The 16,817-nt window shown below is 63.5% G+C and carries 15 protein-coding genes; 7 read left to right on the forward strand and 8 right to left on the reverse strand.

Annotation, left to right across the window (positions count from 1 at the left end; all coding sequences use genetic code 11):
- Nucleotides 1-96: 96 nt before the first annotated feature.
- From FRZ40_RS39760 to FRZ40_RS39775, 4 genes are read right to left on the reverse strand one after another with little or no spacing between them, the layout of a single operon-like run.
- Entirely contained in the window at nt 97-1,788 is a 1,692-nt protein-coding gene (locus tag FRZ40_RS39760; RefSeq protein WP_147237944.1) for an ABC transporter ATP-binding protein, read from the reverse strand.
- Between the two features lie 10 nt (nt 1,789-1,798).
- Nucleotides 1,799-2,773, reverse strand: coding sequence for an ABC transporter permease (locus tag FRZ40_RS39765; protein WP_028365918.1), 975 nt, complete (start codon nt 2,771-2,773; stop codon nt 1,799-1,801).
- Nucleotides 2,774-2,797: 24 nt separating this feature from the next.
- Complete coding sequence (locus tag FRZ40_RS39770; protein ID WP_147237945.1) at nt 2,798-3,778, reverse strand: ABC transporter permease; 981 nt, start codon at nt 3,776-3,778, stop codon at nt 2,798-2,800.
- 19 nt (nt 3,779-3,797) lie between these two features.
- Nucleotides 3,798-5,402 carry an ABC transporter substrate-binding protein gene (locus tag FRZ40_RS39775; RefSeq protein ID WP_147237946.1) on the reverse strand — a complete coding sequence of 535 codons (1,605 nt, stop codon included), beginning with the start codon at nt 5,400-5,402 and terminating at the stop codon, nt 3,798-3,800.
- 227 nt (nt 5,403-5,629) lie between these two features.
- Between FRZ40_RS39775 and FRZ40_RS39780 the strand changes: the two genes are divergently transcribed.
- Nucleotides 5,630-7,249, forward strand: a complete 1,620-nt coding sequence (locus tag FRZ40_RS39780) for an ABC transporter substrate-binding protein (RefSeq protein WP_028365921.1) — start codon at nt 5,630-5,632, stop codon at nt 7,247-7,249.
- A gap of 170 nt (nt 7,250-7,419) precedes the next feature.
- Nucleotides 7,420-8,619, forward strand: coding sequence for an LLM class flavin-dependent oxidoreductase (locus FRZ40_RS39785; RefSeq protein ID WP_051446302.1), 1,200 nt, complete (start codon nt 7,420-7,422; stop codon nt 8,617-8,619).
- Nucleotides 8,620-8,674: 55 nt separating this feature from the next.
- On the opposite strand, the gene FRZ40_RS39790 is transcribed toward FRZ40_RS39785, so the two are convergent.
- The 4 genes from FRZ40_RS39790 to FRZ40_RS39805 form a co-directional block, all read right to left on the reverse strand.
- Complete coding sequence (locus FRZ40_RS39790; RefSeq protein ID WP_028365922.1) at nt 8,675-10,030, reverse strand: LLM class flavin-dependent oxidoreductase; 1,356 nt, start codon at nt 10,028-10,030, stop codon at nt 8,675-8,677.
- Between the two features lie 13 nt (nt 10,031-10,043).
- A complete protein-coding gene (locus FRZ40_RS39795; protein ID WP_147237947.1) occupies nt 10,044-11,393 on the reverse strand; it encodes an LLM class flavin-dependent oxidoreductase in 1,350 nt (449 codons plus the stop codon).
- Between the two features lie 57 nt (nt 11,394-11,450).
- Nucleotides 11,451-11,795 carry a DUF3088 domain-containing protein gene (locus FRZ40_RS39800; protein WP_028365924.1) on the reverse strand — a complete coding sequence of 115 codons (345 nt, stop codon included), beginning with the start codon at nt 11,793-11,795 and terminating at the stop codon, nt 11,451-11,453.
- Between the two features lie 108 nt (nt 11,796-11,903).
- Nucleotides 11,904-13,127, reverse strand: coding sequence for an acyl-CoA dehydrogenase family protein (locus FRZ40_RS39805; protein WP_147237948.1), 1,224 nt, complete (start codon nt 13,125-13,127; stop codon nt 11,904-11,906).
- A 293-nt stretch (nt 13,128-13,420) separates the two neighbouring features.
- On the opposite strand from FRZ40_RS39805, the gene FRZ40_RS39810 reads away from it, so the two are divergent.
- The 5 genes from FRZ40_RS39810 to FRZ40_RS39830 all read left to right on the forward strand — a co-directional run bounded on the left by FRZ40_RS39810 (nt 13,421) and on the right by FRZ40_RS39830 (nt 16,815).
- The gene (locus FRZ40_RS39810) at nt 13,421-14,233 is read left to right on the forward strand and encodes a MetQ/NlpA family ABC transporter substrate-binding protein (RefSeq protein ID WP_231516057.1); all 813 of its coding nucleotides are present in this window, start codon (nt 13,421-13,423) and stop codon (nt 14,231-14,233) included.
- A gap of 281 nt (nt 14,234-14,514) precedes the next feature.
- On the forward strand, nt 14,515-15,138 hold the full coding sequence (locus FRZ40_RS39815; protein WP_147237949.1) for a cation diffusion facilitator family transporter: 624 nt from the start codon (nt 14,515-14,517) through the stop codon (nt 15,136-15,138).
- Nucleotides 15,139-15,257: 119 nt separating this feature from the next.
- Complete coding sequence (locus tag FRZ40_RS39820) at nt 15,258-15,770, forward strand: hypothetical protein (RefSeq protein ID WP_028365927.1); 513 nt, start codon at nt 15,258-15,260, stop codon at nt 15,768-15,770.
- 230 nt (nt 15,771-16,000) lie between these two features.
- Nucleotides 16,001-16,336 carry an ArsR/SmtB family transcription factor gene (locus tag FRZ40_RS39825; protein WP_028365928.1) on the forward strand — a complete coding sequence of 112 codons (336 nt, stop codon included), beginning with the start codon at nt 16,001-16,003 and terminating at the stop codon, nt 16,334-16,336.
- Nucleotides 16,333-16,815: an ArsI/CadI family heavy metal resistance metalloenzyme gene (locus tag FRZ40_RS39830; protein ID WP_147237950.1), complete on the forward strand. Its 483-nt coding sequence runs from the start codon at nt 16,333-16,335 to the stop codon at nt 16,813-16,815. Before FRZ40_RS39825 ends, FRZ40_RS39830 begins: the two co-directional genes overlap by 4 nt.
- The last annotated feature ends 2 nt before the right edge of the window (nt 16,816-16,817 follow it).

Consider the following 16,817-nt stretch of genomic DNA (forward strand, 5'->3'; position numbering starts at 1 on the left):
TCGCCTGACGCGTCATATGGGTTGAGACTCGCCTTCCCGGGTTTTCCTATGACGCGCATTGCCAGATGCAGCGCACGAGCAAGGATTCCTGGCCGGTCACGCCGCGATCGCCTCACGCGCCCCTCCCGGAATGGCATTCAGCAGCGTGCGTGTGTAGGCATGCCGCGGATACCGCCAGATCTCGCGATGGCCCCCGCTTTCGACGATGCGCCCCCGCTGCATCACATGAACGCGATCCGCGATGTAGCGAACCACGGAAAGATCGTGCGAAATGAACAGCATCGACACGCCGAGTTCCTGCTTCAGATCGACGAGCAGATTGAGTATCTGCGCCTGAATGGAAACGTCGAGCGCCGACACGGGTTCGTCGCAGATCAGCAGATCCGGCTCGAGAACGAGTGCGCGCGCAATGCCGACACGTTGCCGCTGTCCGCCTGAAAACTCGTGAGGATAGCGATCGAGGGCCGTCGACGGCAGACGCACATGTTCGATTACGCCGCGAACGCGCGCCGCCCGCACACGTGCGTCGTTCACGCCATTCGCGACGAGCACCGTATCGAGAATCTGCCCGACGGTACGACGCGGATTCAACGACGCGTACGGGTCCTGAAACACCATCTGCACCTTGCGGCGCAGCGGCCTCAGCGCGCGCTCGTTCAGCGTGACGAGATCGACGCCGTCGAGCAGAATGGTCCCGCTCGCAACGTGCGCCACCCGCATGATCGCGCGCGACAGCGTCGATTTTCCGCAGCCCGATTCGCCGACCAGCCCGACCGACTCGCCTCGCCCGATATCGAACGACACGCCGTCCACGGCGCGCAACGGCGCTTTCTCGTGGCGCTGCGCGTAGTCGACGTGCAGGTCGCGCACCGAGAGCAACGGTTGCGCGCGATACGCGGTTTCATCTTCGTCCACTGCGCGAAACTTACGCGGCACCACCGTGAACACGGCCTCGCCATCGGCGGGCGCAGCGTGTCGTATCTCGGGCAACGTCGATGCGCGATAGTGCAGATCGTCGGCGAGATTCAACGACGCGCCGAGCAGACCGCGCGTATAAGCGTGCCTCGGGTCCGAAAAAATCTCCTCGACACGCGCTTCCTCGACCTTGCGTCCCGCCAGCATGACAGCCACACGATCCGCATGATCGGCCACCACGCCGAGATCGTGCGTGATGAGCAGCAACGCCATCGACAGCTCTTTGCGCAGCGTATTGAGCAAATCGAGTATGTGCGCCTGGATCGTGACGTCGAGCGCGGTCGTCGGCTCGTCGGCAATCAGAAGACGCGGCCGGCACGCAACCGCCATCGCGATCATCACGCGCTGCCGCTGTCCGCCCGACAGTTCGTGCGGGTAATCGGACACGCGGCGCTGCGGTTCAGGAATGCGCACGAGTTCGAGCAATTCGACGGCACGCCTGTGTGCGGCCGCTTTCGACAACCGCTCGTGCTGCTGAAGCGTTTCGACGATCTGCGCGCCAATCGACAGCACGGGATTCAGCGACGTCATCGGCTCCTGAAAGATCATCGCGATGCTGCCGCCGCGCACGTCGCGCATCTGCCGCGCGTTCAAAGCGAGCAGATCCTGTCCGTCGAAGCGCACCGCGCCACTCACGCGCCCCGGCTCGGGAACGAGCCGCATCAGCGACAGCGCCGTCGCCGATTTGCCGCAGCCCGACTCGCCGACCAGCGCGAGCGTCTCACCCGGCGCGATGTCGAAATCGATGCCGCGCACGGCTTCATGCGCACCGAAACTGACGCGCAGATCACGCACTTCAAGCAGATGGCTCACGTCGTATCTCTCAGGTTCGTTGCCGCAGGCGCGGATTCAGCGCGTCGTTCAGGCCGTCGCCCAGCAGGTTCAGCGCCAGCACCGCCAGCACGATCGCCGCGCCCGGCAATGCGGTCAGATACCACGCGGTGCGCAACGAATCGCGCCCGGAGCCGATCATGCCGCCCCAGCTGACGACATTCGGATCGCCCATGCCGAGAAACGACAGCGACGATTCGATCAGGATCGCGCTCGCGACCATCACCGACGCGGTGACGATCACAGGCGGCAGCGCATTCGGCAAGACTTCGCCGAAGATGATCCGCGTGTTGCTGAAGCCCTGCGTGCGCGCGGCCAGCACGAACTCGGAGCGGCGCAGCGTACGAAACTCGGCGCGCACGATGCGCGCAACAGTCGGCCACGAAGCGATGCCAATCGCGAGCGCGATCACCGTGACGTTCGGCCTGCCGATCGCGACGATCACGATGACCAGCAGGAACGACGGCACCGTCTGGAACAACTCGGTGATGCGTACCAGCACGTCGTCGATCAAGCCGCCGAAGTATCCGCCAACCGCCCCGACCAGCGTGCCGATCACGAGCCCCAACGCCGCCGATGCCGCGCCGATCAGCAGCGACACGCGCGTGCCATGTGCGATGCCCGCCGCGACGTCGCGGCCCAGCGAGTCCGTGCCGAGCCAATACTGCGGATCGCTGCCCGGCCACTCGAACGGCGCGCCGACCATGTCGAGCGGATCGCCGGGAAAGAGGCGCGGCGCGAGCAGCGCCAGCGCGACGAATGCGGCCAGCAGCACGAGTCCGGCGCACGCGGACGGATTACGCAGCAGCGCGCGCCACGCGCCCGGCTGTACGCGTGCGCTGTGATTGGCGGCTTCGCCATCCGCCTGACGGCCAAACAGCGCGCCGCCAAGCTGACGCCGCCATGGCGCGGCGCTCGACGATGCATCGGCCGGCGTCGAATGCAGTTTCGGGGAATCGGTACTCATTGCGCGTTCCTCCACAGAAAAGCGTCACGCGACGCGCGGATCGAGCCACGCCTGCAACAGATCGACCACCACGTTCGCCACGATCACGAGCAGCGACGACAGCAGCAGCACGCCGAGCAAGACGCTGAAATCGCGGGCCAGCACGGCGTCGAGTGCGAGACGGCCGAGGCCGGGCCAGCTGAACACCGTCTCCGTCACAGCCGCGCCGCCGAGCAGCGTGCCGAAATGCATGCCGACGATCGTCGTCAGCGGCATCAATGCATTGCGCAGCACATGACGCACGGTGACGCGCCACGGATGCAGTCCCTTCGCATGCGCGGTCCGTACGAAATCCTGGCGCTGCACTTCGAGCATCGCGGCGCGCGTGAGACGCGCATAGATCGCAACGAAGAACGTCGACAGCGTCGCGGCGGGCAGCAGCACGTGCTTCGCCAGATCGGCGAGATATGCGAAGCCATGCAGGTTCGCGCCGATCGTCACGTTGCCGCCGCTCGGCAGCCAGCCGAGCCGCACCGAGAACAGCACGATCGCGAGCAGCCCGATCCAGAAGCCGGGCGTCGAATAGAACAGCAGCGCGAGCACGGACAACACGCGGTCGGGCCATTTCCCGGCCCAATGCGCCATCACCGCGCCGAGCACGACGCCGACGACGAGCGCCAGCGACAGCGCCGAGCCCATCAGCAGCAGCGTGTTCGGCAGACGCGACAGGATCAGCTGCATCACGGGCATGTCGTAGCGCGGCGAATAGCCGAGGCTGAAGTGCGCCAGATGCGACAGATAACTCCACAACTGCTGTAGCAGGGTCTGGTCGAGACCGAACTTCGCGCGCAGCATCGCCATCGTTTCGGCCGTCGCGGAACCGGCTTCGCCTGCGATCACGTCGGCGGCGTCGCCGGGCATCAGCTTCAGCAGGAAGAAGTTGAGAATGACGATGCCGATCACAGTCGGCAACGCCTGCCAGGCGGTGCGACTCGCGATGGTGTGCCAGCGCGCGCGTCGTGTCATGTCGTCTCTCTCCTTCGGCTCAAGCGCTCAGCCAGACATCGGCGAGATTGCCTTCGAGACCTTGTGCCGTCACCGTATGGTCGTGCACGCGGCGATTCGCGAGCGTGATCATGCGCGGCGCGACCAGGTTCAGGATGGGCAGATCGCGATAGACCGCCTGCTGGAACTGCCGGTACAGCGACACGCGGCGGCTCTCGTCGGGTTCCGTCGAAGCCGTCTCCAGCAGCCGGTCGACTTCGGGGTTGCTGTAGTGCGGCGCATTCGAAAACGGCACGCCCGGCCGGATGTTCTTCGACCAGTACAGGCGCTGCACGCCGACGCTCGGATCGAACAGCGTGTTCACGCCGATGCTCGTGAAGTCGAATTGCCGGTCGCTATAGACACGCTTGAGGAACGAAGGCAGATCCTGCGCGCGCACGGTCACGTCGATGCCGACCCGCGCGAGCGCCGACTTCACATAGTCGGCCTGGCGGCGATACATGTCGCCGTACGGCAGGTAGTCGTGCGTCAACTTGAAACGCACGCCGCCCGCGCCGCGCGGATGCCCGGCGGCATCGAGCAGCTTTTCGGCGGCGGCGGGATCGAACGCATACGGCGCGAGCTGCGCGTCGTGATACGGCGACGCAGGCGTGATCGGCGTCGGAGAAAGGTCGGCGTAACCGTAGGCGACGGTTTTCTGCACGACTTGTGCATTGATCGAATGCGCGATCGCCTGGCGCACGCGCACGTCTTTCAGGATCGGATGATCGAGATTGAAGTCGATCTCCGACAATGGTTCGAGAAAACGATAGCCGCGCGTTTCAACGGCAAGCTGCGGCAGTTGCGTGAGCCGCGGCAAATCGGTCAACGGCACCGGGTTCTCGCCGCCGAGATCGAGCGCGCCTGTTTCGAACGCAGCGGAGCGCGCAGCCGGATCGGGAATCACCTTGTAGACGAGCGAATCGATGTACGGCTTGCCCGCGTCCCAGTAATCCGGGTTGCGTTCATAGACGATGTTCGCGCCGCGCGTCCACGACTTGAAGCGGAACGGCCCTGTTCCGACAGGCGCGTTGTTGTGCGGATTCGTCAGCGGATCGCCGCTTGCATACAGATGCTTCGGCACGATCGGCGACTCACCCGCCGACAGCGCCTTGATGAGAAACGGCGCCGGCTTCGTCAATTCGATCGTCACAGTGTTCGCGTTCGTCGCGAGTACTTTCGATACGTTTGCGAACGTGCTGCGCCCGCGCGGATGCACGGACTTCAGCAGTTCGACCGAAAACGCGACGTCATCGGCGGTGAACGGCTTGCCGTCGTGCCAGCGGACGTTCTGGCGCAGCGTGAACGTGTAGCGCAGACCATCGGGACTGATCGACCACGCGGTGGCCAGTTGCGGCTTCGGCTTGAGATCGGAGTCATAGGCAAGCAACCCTTCCAGCACTTTCGAACTGGCGGCCAATGCGGGCCCCGTCGTCTGGAAGATCGACACCAGCACGGGCGGCTCGGGATTGATCAGCACGTTGAGCGTGCCGCCGCGACGCGGCGCGCCCGCGTTCGTCTGCGCGAGCGCGAGGGACGACAGGCCGACGCCCGCCAGGGTGGAACCGGATGCGATCAGAAACTCGCGTCGCGTAAGACGTGCCATTCGAATGCTTTCCTTCGGGTGTGGATGATGTCGTTGATGTGCCTGGCGTTGCGCGATGGCCAGACTCAGCATGCTAGCAATGCACTTTGCAGCAGCGAACGAAGCGTTGGTGCTATCGATATGACGCGCAAGACGCGCCGTGCTATCGATAGAAAAATTGATTCGTTTTGCGAACGCGAGAGACGAATCACCATGTCCCGTCTCATGTCCCCGACAGGATTCCGTTCATGCCACGAATCGATCGCCGTCAATTTCTCGCGCTCGCGGGTACGCTGGCCGCTGCAGCACCGTTACCGTATGGCGTGCCGTATGCGTTCGGTGCGACCCCGCCCGCCCCGCGACGTGGCGGCGTGCTGACACTGCTCGTCGATCCCGAGCCGCCGACCTTGCTCTCCATCGCGAACACGGCAGGCTCAACGGTCAAGACCAGCGCGAAGACCAACGAAGGCCTGCTGAAGTACGGCTTCGATCTGCAACCGCAGCCGCAACTCGCGACGGCATGGCAGGTCAGCAGCGACGGTCTGCAATATCGCTTCACACTGCGGCGCGGCGTCAAATGGCATGACGGGCAGCCGTTCACCTCGGCGGACGTGGCGTTTTCGATCGGATTGCTGAAGGAAGTGCATCCGCGCGGACGCGGCACGTTCGCGAACGTAACGGAAGTGCGCACGCCCGACGACGCGACAGCGATCGTCATATTGTCGAAACCGTCGCCGTATCTGCTGCGCGCATTCGATTCTGCGGAGTCGCCCATCGTGCCGAAGCACCTGTATCGTGATACGGAGCTGCAAAAGATCGCCGCACATCCGAACAACAATGCGCCCATCGGTACGGGGCCGTTCCGTTTCAAGGAATGGGTGCGCGGCTCGCATGTGATCTACGAGCGCAATCCGGACTACTGGGATGCAGGCAAGCCGTACATCGACCGGCTCATCGTCAAGTTCATTCCCGACCCTGCGGCGCGCGCGGCGGCGTTCGAATCGGGCACCGTCGATCTGGGCGGCGAAAGCCCCGTGCCGCTTTCCGACCTGGCGCGTCTGCGCGACAACCCGACGCTGACATTCGATACACGCGGCTACGAGTATTCGATCACGCAGACGCGCATCGAATTCAATCTCGACCACCCGATTCTTGGCAAACTGCCCGTGCGCCAGGCGATCGCCCATGCGCTCGATCGCAAGGTCATCCGCAATACGATCTGGTACGGCTATGCAAACGACTCGCCGACGCCGATCGCGCCGGGGTCGCCGTTTCACGATCCGCGTCCGACGCCGTATCCGTACGATCCGAAGAAAGCGGAAGCGCTGCTCGACGCCGCCGGTTATCCGCGCCGCGCGGACGGCAAGCGCTTTGCGCTCGTGCATGACTTCCTGCCGTACGGCGACGGCTTCAAACGGGTGGCCGATTATCTGAAAACCGCGCTCGCGCGCGTCGGCATCGACGTGACGATCCGCGCGCAGGATTTTCCGACCTATATCCGGCGCGTCTATACGGAGCGCGATTTCGAGTTCACTAACAATTCGATGGGCAATTTCTTCGATCCGACGGCGGGCGTTCAACGGCTCTACTGGTCGCAGAACTTCAAGCGCGGTGTGCCGTTTTCCAATGGTTCGCACTACACGAACGCCGATGTCGACCGCCTGCTCGAAGCGGCGGCTGTCGAATCCGACACGGCGAAGCGCCGCGAACTGTTCGCGCGCTTTCAGCAAATCGTCGAAGACGAACTGCCCGACATCAACCTCGTTTCCTTGAAGCAGGTGACGATCGCGAACAGCCGCGTGCAGGATCACACGACGACGGCCTCGGGACTCAACGGCACGCTCGCCGACGTATGGCTGCGTGCGTAACGGGCAATAGGAAAGCAGAAATGCCTGGTTGGCGATGTCCGGCTGCGCATGCTTAACTTTTTCGCTGGAGCGCGCGATGTCGTTCGGACATTCATCCCGACCGGCTCGCGTCACTGCAATCACACGCGCCGCGCGTCTCCTGCGCCGCGCGCTTTGCTGGAGACATCATCGTGAGCGACATATCGTACGTTGGGCAACGCGGTACGCGCGCGGGCGCAAGCGCCTTCGTAGACGTGCCATCGCCCGCCGGCTTCCCCGACAGCCCCGCATCGCGCGTGCTTGCGCAACCATTGATGCTCGGCCTGTTCCTGCCCATCCAGGCGGGTGGATGGAGCGCATCGACGCTTCCGCGCACCACCGACTGGTCGTTCGACTACAACGCCGACCTTGTGCTCAAGGCGGAGGCGCTTGGCTTTGATCTTGTGTTCGCGTTGTCGCAATGGCTGCCGAAAGGCGGTTATGGCGGCGTGTTCAACGGCCAGGCGCTCGATTCGTTCATGACGCTCGCCGCGTTGACGGCGCGCACCCAGCGCATCATTCTCGTCGCCACGAGCCACGTGCTATACGGCCCGTGGCATCCGCTGCACTTCGCGAAATTCACCGCGACGCTCGATCACATCTCGCGCGGCCGCTGGGGCATCAACGTGGTGACGGGGCATCGCGCCGTCGAGCACGAGATGTTCGGCTGGCATCGTATCGAGCATGACCGGCGCTACGAGATGGCAGCCGAGTTTCTCGATGCCGTCCAGCAACTCTGGGCGCAAACCGACAACTTCACGTTCGAGCCGGAGCTGTCCAGCTGGCGATTGAACGGCGCATTCGTCACACCGAAACCGAAGTATGGGCGGCCGTTGCTGATCAACGCGACAGGCTCGGATGCCGGCATCGATTTCGCATCACGCTATTCGGACGTGGTTTTCATCACAAGCCCGGCGGGCACCGATATCGACAGCGCGCTTGATGCACTGCCCGTTCATGCCGCACGCGTCAAAGCCGCAGCCGCCGCTCGCGGACGCCGGATCCGCACGCTGCTCAATCCCCTCGTGGTCTGCCGCGACACATCTGCCGAAGCGCGCGCATATCGCGACGCGATCGTCGCGCATGCCGACGAAGGCAGCTTCCATCGTTTCGACAGCGATGCACATGCGTGGCGCGGCGGCAACGAACAGCGCTCGCAGGCAGCGGCGCGCGCGGTGGGGGGCAATGTGTCGATCGTCGGCTCGCCGGAGGAAGTGGCAGACTACATCGTGCGTTTGCACAAGGCGGGCATCGACGGCGTGCAGTTGAGCTTCTACGACTTCAAGCCCGATCTCGACTTCTTCGGCGAGCGGGTGTTGCCCTTGCTCCGCGAAGCCGGCCTGCGCTCGTGACGGGCCAGCTTATCCGCGTTCAAGACCTCAACGAGTCGACTTCACCGGGTCGATCTCACTGGGTCGCCGTCTCGCGCAGATAACGCGACACAGGCTGACTCAGACCGAGGTTCTCGCGCAGCGTGCGCCCTTCGTATTCGCTGCGGAACAGGCCGCGCCGCCGCAGTTCGGGCAGCACGAGGCGAATGAAATCATCAAGGCTGTTGGGCAGCAGCGCCGGCATCACGTTGTAGCCGTCGGCGCCATAGTTGACGAAGCGTTCTTCGAGTGCATCGACGATCTGCTCCGCCGTGCCGACCAGTTGCCAGTGGCCGCGCGCGCCCGCAATACGCAGGTACAGCTCGCGTATCGTGAGATTCTCGCGCCGCGCGAGTTCGAGCGTCAGCGACTGCCGGCTCTTGCTTGCGTTGGTTTCCGGCAGTTCCGGAATCGGACCGTCGAGCGGATAGCCGGACAGATCGAAGCCGCCCGTCACCGTCGAGACGAGCGCGAGCCCGACGGCGGGATCGATGAGTTCTTGCAGCGCTTCGAACTTCTCGCGCGCCTCGCTCTCGGTCGCGCCGACGATGGGCATCACGCCGGGCATGATCTTGAGGTCGTCCGGCTCGCGTCCATAAGCCGCCATCCGGCCTTTGACGTCCGCATGGAACGCTACGGCATCGTCGAGCGTCTGTTGCGCGGTGAAGATCACTTCGGCCGTGCGCGCCGCGAGCGCCTTACCTGCTTCCGACGAGCCCGCCTGCACGACGACGGGCCTGCCCTGCGGCGTGCGTTCGACGTTCAACGGCCCGCGTACGTTGAAGAACTGGCCGCGATGATCGAGCGAGTGCCGCTTCGACGGATCGAAGTACACGCCCGACGCCTTGTCGCGCACGAAAGCGTCTTCGTCCCAGCTGTCCCACAGACCTTCGACGACTTCCGCGAACTCGACCGCGCGCTCGTACCGCGTCGCATGCGCGAGATGCTCGTCGAAGTTGAAGTTCTTCGCCTCGTGCGCGCTCGACGATGTGACCAGATTCCAGCCTGCTCGCCCGCCGCTGATGTGATCGAGCGACGCGAATTTGCGCGCGATGTGATACGGCTCGTTGAAAGTCGTCGATGCCGTGCCGACCAGACCGATACGTTCCGTCACGGCCGCGAGCGCCGACAGCAACGTGAGCGGCTCGAACTGCGCAACATAGCTGTGCGCGGTGCGGCTCAGAAAGTCGACGTTGTCGCCGCGTGTACCTGCGCCGTCCGCGAGAAAGATCAGATCGAACTTCGCCGCTTCCGCCGCCTGCGCGAGCCGCACGTAGTGGCGGAAGTCGCGCCCGGCGTCGGCCGTCGAATCGGGATGCCGCCATGCGGCAATGTGATGTCCCGTCGGATACAGAAACGCGCCGAGGCGCAGATGACCTTTGCGTGAAGTCATGATGTGTGTGGACCTACGCGCTCTTGCGCCATAGCTCTGCGTTGTCGGGGCACGCCAGCCCGAGGTGCTCGCGCAGCGTCGTGCCTTCGTATTCAGTGCGGAAAATGCCGCGCTTTTGCAAAATTGGCACGACGCCGTCCACGAAGTCGCTTAGTCCGCCCGGCAACGCATCGGGCATCAGATTGAAGCCGTCGGCGGCACCGCCGTTGAACCAGTGCTCGATATCGTCGGCGACCTGCTCCGGCGTGCCGACGATCACGCGATGCCCCGTCCCGCCCGCCAGCGAGCGGATCAGCTCGCGCACCGTATAGCCGTGACTGCGGCCTTGCGCGATGGTCGCGTGAAAGAACGTATGGTTGCCGTTGCCGCCGCCAGGCAGAGCGATATCGTCGGGCAAGGGCCGATCGAGTTTCAGGCGCTCCACGTCGATTCCGAGCGTGCCTGCCAGTCGATGGAGGCTGTAGCGCCACGGAATCTGGTCGACCAGTTCGTCGCGGCGGCGCAACGCTTGCGCCTCCGTCGCGCCGATGATGGTGGTGAGACCCGCGAGCACCTTCACACCAGCGCGTCCATATGCAGCCGCCCGCGTGTTGAGATCGCGCCGGTAAGCCGCGGACTCTTCAAACGACTGCGACGCAGAGAACACCGCCTCTGCATGACGCGCGGCCAGATCGCGGCCATCGGGCGAGCCGCCCGCCTGCACCACGACGGGATGGCCTTGCGGCGAGCGCGGCAAATTCAGCGGACCTTGCACGTCGAAGTACTGGCCGCGATGCGCGACGGGATGCACTTTCGATACATCGACAAAACGGCCGCCCGCCTTGTCGCCGACGAATGCGTCGTCTTCCCAGCTATCCCACAGCGCCTTCACGAGTTCGGTGAATTCGGCGGCGCGTTCGTAGCGCTGCGCATGATCCGGGACTGCGTCGCGGCCGAAGTTACGCGCCGAAGGCAGATCCGCTGTCGTGACGACGTTCCATCCCGCACGCCCGTTGCTGACGTGATCGAGCGTCGAGAAACGACGTGCGATGTTGTACGGCTCGTTATAGCTCGTCGATGCCGTGCCGATCACACCGATGTGCGACGTCGCCGCCGCAATACTCGCGAGCAGCACCGTCGGCTCGAGCGCAGTGATCGGGCGGAAATCGATCTGGTCGACGATGGCCGCGTTATCCGCGAGAAATACGGCATCCAGCTTTGCCGCCTCCGCGATCTGCGCGACGCGCACATAGTGCTGCACGTCGACGAATGCGCGCGGGTCCGCGTCGGCCAGCCGCCACGCGGAAGGCACGAAGCCGGAATGCAGGATGTTGACGTTCAGATGCAGGCGGCGCTCAACCGCAGGCGCCGTGATACGGCTCATTGTGTTTCTCCGTGATGTCGCGCGCCTGTGCATGCGCACGATGTTTTCAGTCGCACCTCAATGCACTTTCGGGAAGCCGTGCCGCTCGGCCAGCAGATCGAGAATGCGGCGCGTGTCGGTGACGAAGCGGCGCTCGCCGAGCGTCTGCGCATCGGCGGGTGCAGGTTGATCGTCGCCAAAGACCAGCACGGGCAGTCCTTGATGCGCTTCGTCGAGCGCTTCGACAACGGCCTTGCGCGGACGCCCGAACGGAACGTGCCGCACGTCGAGCCGCGCCACCCGCGCCGGGTCGCTCGCCAGCAAGCCTTCGATAGGCGCGCCGTCCGGACAGATGAAACGCTCGCCCGGATACGTCGGGTCCGCAAAACCAGGTTCGAGCAACAGCAGAAGATCACGACTCATCGCGAGCGACCTCATTGAAACGATAACGCGGTTATTGTCGAATGCGGGTTGACGCGCCGCCACGAAGAAATCGGCGTATCGATATGCCGCTGCACGCTATGCGCAATGCTAGAAAACGCGCCCTTCCGTCAGATGCGTGGTCACGCCGTTCAGCTCGTAATCGCCGATCACACGCGCCTTGTGCAGCAGCGGGTTGTGGCTGAAGATCGTACGCAGGTTGCGCCAGTGGCGGTCAAAATTGTGCGCGCGCGAAGTGGCCGATGCGCCGCCCGCTTCGAACATGCGCTCGGCCGCGTACAGCGCCAGCTTGCTCACGACGAGCTGCGTGCGCGCCGTCGCGAGCGCGCCTTCCAGCACGAGCGCTTGCGCATCGGGCGCGCCGTTGCGGATCGCCTGCGACGAGCGCTCCAGCACACGCGCGTTGTCGCGCACGAGCGCGTCGATCGTATGGCTGTGCGCCGTCAGATCGCCGACGACCTGCTGGATGAACGCATCTTCGCGCGCCGACGGCGCGGGGCTGTGCAATGCGGGACGGCCGTGATGCAGTACATAGTGCTTCGCGTCGGCGACGACGTTACGCACGATGCCCGCGCCCACCGCGACGAGATGCAACTGACGCAGCGCGCCGCCGTGACGGCCGACGAGGGTCGTCTGGATGCGTTTCGTCACTTCGTCCGCACGCACCAGCAGGTTGTCGAACTCCAGACTGCCGCTCGCCGTCATTCGCTGCCCCATGCCGTCCCAGTCGTCGAGTACATGAAAGCCCTCGCGCTTGACGGGCACGATCGCGACGACGGGCTCGCCGTTTTCATCCTGCAGATTCAGGCGCGCGAAGTCGGAAAATGCGGTTCCCGTCGCGTAGTATTTGCGGCCGCTCAAGCGGTAGTGCTCGCCGTCGCGCCGCAGTTGCGTCGTGATCTCGCCGGGGCGCGACGTGCCCAGTTCCGTCGACGCGCCGCCGAAAATCGCGCCGTCTGCGACACGCTGGATTTGCAGATCGTTGAACGGCGTGCGTGGCGCGAGCAGCAGCGCTTCCGTCTGGTCGAAATGAATGCGCAACGCGTGCGCGATGTTGCTTTCTGCCGCGCCGAGCGTCGCGATCACATCGAATACGTCTTCGAGCGAGCCGCCGAGGCCGCCCCATTCGACGGGCAAGCGCAAGCGGCCAAGACGCGATTCGCGAAACAGCGCGAAGCCGTCGAACGGCAATTCGCGCCTCGCCTCGCGCGACGCCGCGCCCTCGCCGATTGCTTTCGCGAGCGCGGGCAACCCGGCGAGCGCCGTCTGAAGCCGCTGATGCGCGGCGTGATCCGTTGGAGCCAGAGCAGACATTCTTCGTTTCCTCGTTTCTCGCACGCGAGTGGTCGACCGACAAGCGAGCCAGTATAGGGACGCGTCCTCGAGCGGATAACAACCGATTTGCGCTTACGTTATTCGCGTGCGTGCAATGGCATACGTATATGCACTTTCGTACGACGTGCAGCGAAGCAAATCACGTCGCGATGCTTAACGATCGATCGATTCGTTCTTTGACCGCCGCATTCGCGCTTCACGATAATCGGCATCCCATCTTCACGAACAGGAGCGCGTTCATGCGCAGCATCGCCTTGTTGGCGCGCCTTGCCATGGTTGCCGCTTGTTCGGCGCTCGCGTTATCCGCGAGCGCCGCGCACGCCGCCGACAATCCAGCAGCGAAAACGCAGCCGACGCTGCGCATCGGCTTCGTGCCGGGTCCGTATGCCGATGAATTCCGCCAGGGCGTCGAGCCGCAACTCGTCCGCAAGGGCTACACCGTGCGATACGTCGAGTTCAGCACCGGGCTCGAAGCGAATCAGGCCGTACATAGCGGCGAAATCCTCGCCGATGTCATGCAGCACAGCGTCTATCTGAAGTCGTATAACGATCGCAACGGCACCGATCTCGTGCCTGTCGTGCAGGTGCCGACTCCGCCGATGGGACTGTTTTCGACGAAGCACCGCTCGCTCGCGGAGGTCAAGCGCGGCGCCACCGTTGCCGTGCCGAACGATCCCGTCAACCTGGAACGCGCGCTGAAGATCCTGCAGACCATCGGCTGGATACGCATCAAGCCGAATCCCAACCCTGTCGATGTGACCGAGCGCGACGTGATCGCGAATCCCGCAGGCATCCGCATCGTTCCGCTCGAATCCGCACAGGCGCCGCGTGCGCTCGAAGATGTCGACTATGCGGCGATCCAGGGCAACTTCGCGATCGCGAGCGGCCATCGTCTCGCCGATGCGCTCGCGCTCGAACAGATGACCTCGCCCTATGTGAATCAGGTGGTGGTGAAAGCGGCGAACCGCAATGCGCGTGCAACGGCCGACATCGTCGCGGCCTATCAGTCGGATGAGTTCCGCAACGCGATTCTCGGCAACCGCTTCTACGACGGTTTCCGCATGCCTGACTATTTCCATCGATGAGCCGTCTCTGGTACACACGCTGTCCCGCGCCGACGCCGTTCTTCGGACGTGTCGTGCGACAGGTTCGCCTGATTCCACGCATGCGGCCGCATTCACGCACCGGCGAACGCGTTGATTCGCAGTACTGCCGGGCGGGCTGTGTTGAATACTGCATCCCCTGAGGCGTCGAGCTTGTAGCGGCACATGCACGAACGTCATTCCGTACTGTCGCTCGCGGGAAGGGTATGAGGCGGCCTATCGGCAGGAGGCGTAAAATTTGACTGACGATAGGACGCCGACCGATGACTTGCGATTGCCATCAGCAGAACGCGGACACAGAGACCGAACGCAGAACTCTGCGAATCGCGCTCATCCTCAATGCGACGATGTTCGTCGTAGGGATGGCAGCAGGTCTGTGGGCACAGTCGACCGGTCTGATGGCCGATGCCCTGGACATGCTCACTGATGCAGCCGCATACGCACTAAGCCTCATGGCCGTTACGCGTGGTGCCCGGTTCAAGAGGTACTCGGCCAGGTGGACGAGCGCAACGCTGGTCTTTCTCAGCGTCGGCATATTTGTCGATGTTGTTCGACGGTTTATGTTCGGCAGCGAGCCGCTTGGCGGTGCCATGATTACTTTCTCGTTGCTCTCGCTCGCGGTGAATGTGACCGTGTTGCGGATGCTCTCGAAATACCGTGAAGGCGAAGTGCATCTGCGCGCGAGCTGGATCTGCACACGAGCCGACGTCATTGCCAACTTCGGAGTGTTGGCTTCCGGCCTCGTGGTGCTTGCGACAGGTTGGCGATATGCAGACCTGTTGGCCGGAGTCGGTATCGCAACCTACGTGGCGAAGGAAGCACTCGAAATCTGGCGGCGGACGAGCTACTCCAAAGAAGGTCGCCGCTCTCTCCAGGCGGACCATTGAGCACGAAGCATCCAGTTTCCACAAGCCGTTGATTCAAATCAAAGGCGAACGGGACCTCCCGCGTAGGCTAGTTGTATGACACACCAAAGCCGGGTGTGCTTCAGTCCGCCGGAGGCCTCGTGAAAAAACTTACGCTCGCCATGGCTATCAGCCTGGCACTGTCATCCCCGCTGCTTCAGGCAGCATCCAAAGACACGGCTGCCGCGCAAAGCAGTTCCAAGGCTACAAGCCCGGATACGGCCACATTCGATAAGAGCCTGGCTCAGTTTCAGGAGCAGATGAAAACGATGCAGGCGCAGATGGACCAGATTCGCAAGACCCAGGACCCTCAGGAACGTCAGAAACTCCTGCAACAGCACTGGGCGACAATGCACAGCGCGATGGACACCATGCACCGCATGTGGGGACCTGGAATGATGGGATATGGCGGGATGGGCCCCGGCATGATGGGCGGCCCCGGCATGATGGGCGGCTGGGGGCATATGGGAGGCTATTACTCGCAGTTGACGCCCGAACAACTCCGGAAGCGGCAGTACATGACTGACCAGTATCTGCGCATGCAGCAGGAAATGATGAACAACATGATGTGGCAACAGCAATACTGGACGGCCCCTCCCGCAAGTACGCAATAGCGACACTGCCGTGAAAAGCAGCGATGAAATGACCTTTCGTTCGGTTGGCAACGCGAGGAAGCGGCAAACACATCGTCGTGTAATGAGCGCCTCATAGCGAATCAATGTCTGGCGTTGTGCGACAGTTCCTGCCCAGCCTCGCCATCGACGGCAGCATTCACCTTCCCGGAACACGAAGGGCAAGCAAGAAATTCCTGTCATTCATTCGTTATTTCGACTATCATCGAAATATGGAAACAAATCAGACCATCGCCGCTCTGGCGGCGCTCGCGCACGAGTCCCGGCTCGCAGTCTTTCGTGCCCTGGTGCAGGCAGGCCCAGAAGGCATGCCCGCAGGCCAGATCGCTACGCTGCTGGATGTCGCGCCGTCATCCCTGTCCTTCCACCTGAAGGAACTGTCTCATGCGCAGCTCGTCACCAGTCGGCAGGAAGGCCGGTTCGTCTTCTACTGCGCAAACTTCGAAACGATGAATGGCCTGCTGGCATATCTCACCGAGAACTGCTGTGGCGGCAACCCCTGTTCGCCGGTATCAGCGTGCTCACCCTCACGGAGGAAGCAGTCATGAAGCGCTTTCACATTCACGTCGCCGTCACGGATCTCACAGCGAGCATCCGCTTCTACTCGGCGTTGTTTGCGGCAGAACCGACCGTCGTCAAGAGCGATTACGCAAAGTGGATGCTCGACGACCCGCGCGTCAACTTCGCGATCTCGCAACGCGGCGCCACGCCGGGCCTGGACCATCTGGGCGTGCAGGTCGATAGCGAAGCCGAACTGGCCGTGATGCGCGATCGACTCGAGGACGCGGCGTTGCCGGTCGACGCCCAGATGGGTACCGCCTGCTGCTATGCGAAGTCGAACAAGTACTGGACCGTCGATCCGCAGGGCATCCCATGGGAGTCGTACCACACGCTGAATGACATTCCCGTATTCGGCGAGTCGCGTAAGGCGCAGAACAGCGCGCCTGCTTCCGAAGTCGCGGCGTGCTGCGCTCCATCGTCTGGCAAACCACTCGGTGTTCCCGTCAAGTCTTCGCCGTGCTGCTGAGT

The sequence above is a fragment of the Paraburkholderia azotifigens genome, from assembly GCF_007995085.1.
GTDB classification, from domain to species: Bacteria; Pseudomonadota; Gammaproteobacteria; order Burkholderiales; family Burkholderiaceae; genus Paraburkholderia; species Paraburkholderia azotifigens.

Bases quoted from the DNA above. Each gene is read 5' to 3' on its own strand.
- FRZ40_RS39780 (WP_028365921.1), top strand. From the start codon at position 5,630: ATGCCACGAATCGATCGCCGTCAATTTCTCGCGCTCGCGGGTACGCTG.
- FRZ40_RS39790 (WP_028365922.1), bottom strand. From the start codon at position 10,030: ATGACTTCACGCAAAGGTCATCTGCGCCTCGGCGCGTTTCTGTATCCG.
- FRZ40_RS39795 (WP_147237947.1), bottom strand. From the start codon at position 11,393: ATGAGCCGTATCACGGCGCCTGCGGTTGAGCGCCGCCTGCATCTGAAC.
- FRZ40_RS39830 (WP_147237950.1), top strand. From the start codon at position 16,333: ATGAAGCGCTTTCACATTCACGTCGCCGTCACGGATCTCACAGCGAGC.
- FRZ40_RS39825 (WP_028365928.1), top strand. From the start codon at position 16,001: ATGGAAACAAATCAGACCATCGCCGCTCTGGCGGCGCTCGCGCACGAG.
- FRZ40_RS39805 (WP_147237948.1), bottom strand. From the start codon at position 13,127: ATGTCTGCTCTGGCTCCAACGGATCACGCCGCGCATCAGCGGCTTCAG.
- FRZ40_RS39810 (WP_231516057.1), top strand. From the start codon at position 13,421: ATGGTTGCCGCTTGTTCGGCGCTCGCGTTATCCGCGAGCGCCGCGCAC.
- FRZ40_RS39770 (WP_147237945.1), bottom strand. From the start codon at position 3,778: ATGACACGACGCGCGCGCTGGCACACCATCGCGAGTCGCACCGCCTGG.
- FRZ40_RS39800 (WP_028365924.1), bottom strand. From the start codon at position 11,795: ATGAGTCGTGATCTTCTGCTGTTGCTCGAACCTGGTTTTGCGGACCCG.
- FRZ40_RS39775 (WP_147237946.1), bottom strand. From the start codon at position 5,402: ATGGCACGTCTTACGCGACGCGAGTTTCTGATCGCATCCGGTTCCACC.
- FRZ40_RS39765 (WP_028365918.1), bottom strand. From the start codon at position 2,773: ATGAGTACCGATTCCCCGAAACTGCATTCGACGCCGGCCGATGCATCG.
- FRZ40_RS39815 (WP_147237949.1), top strand. From the start codon at position 14,515: ATGACTTGCGATTGCCATCAGCAGAACGCGGACACAGAGACCGAACGC.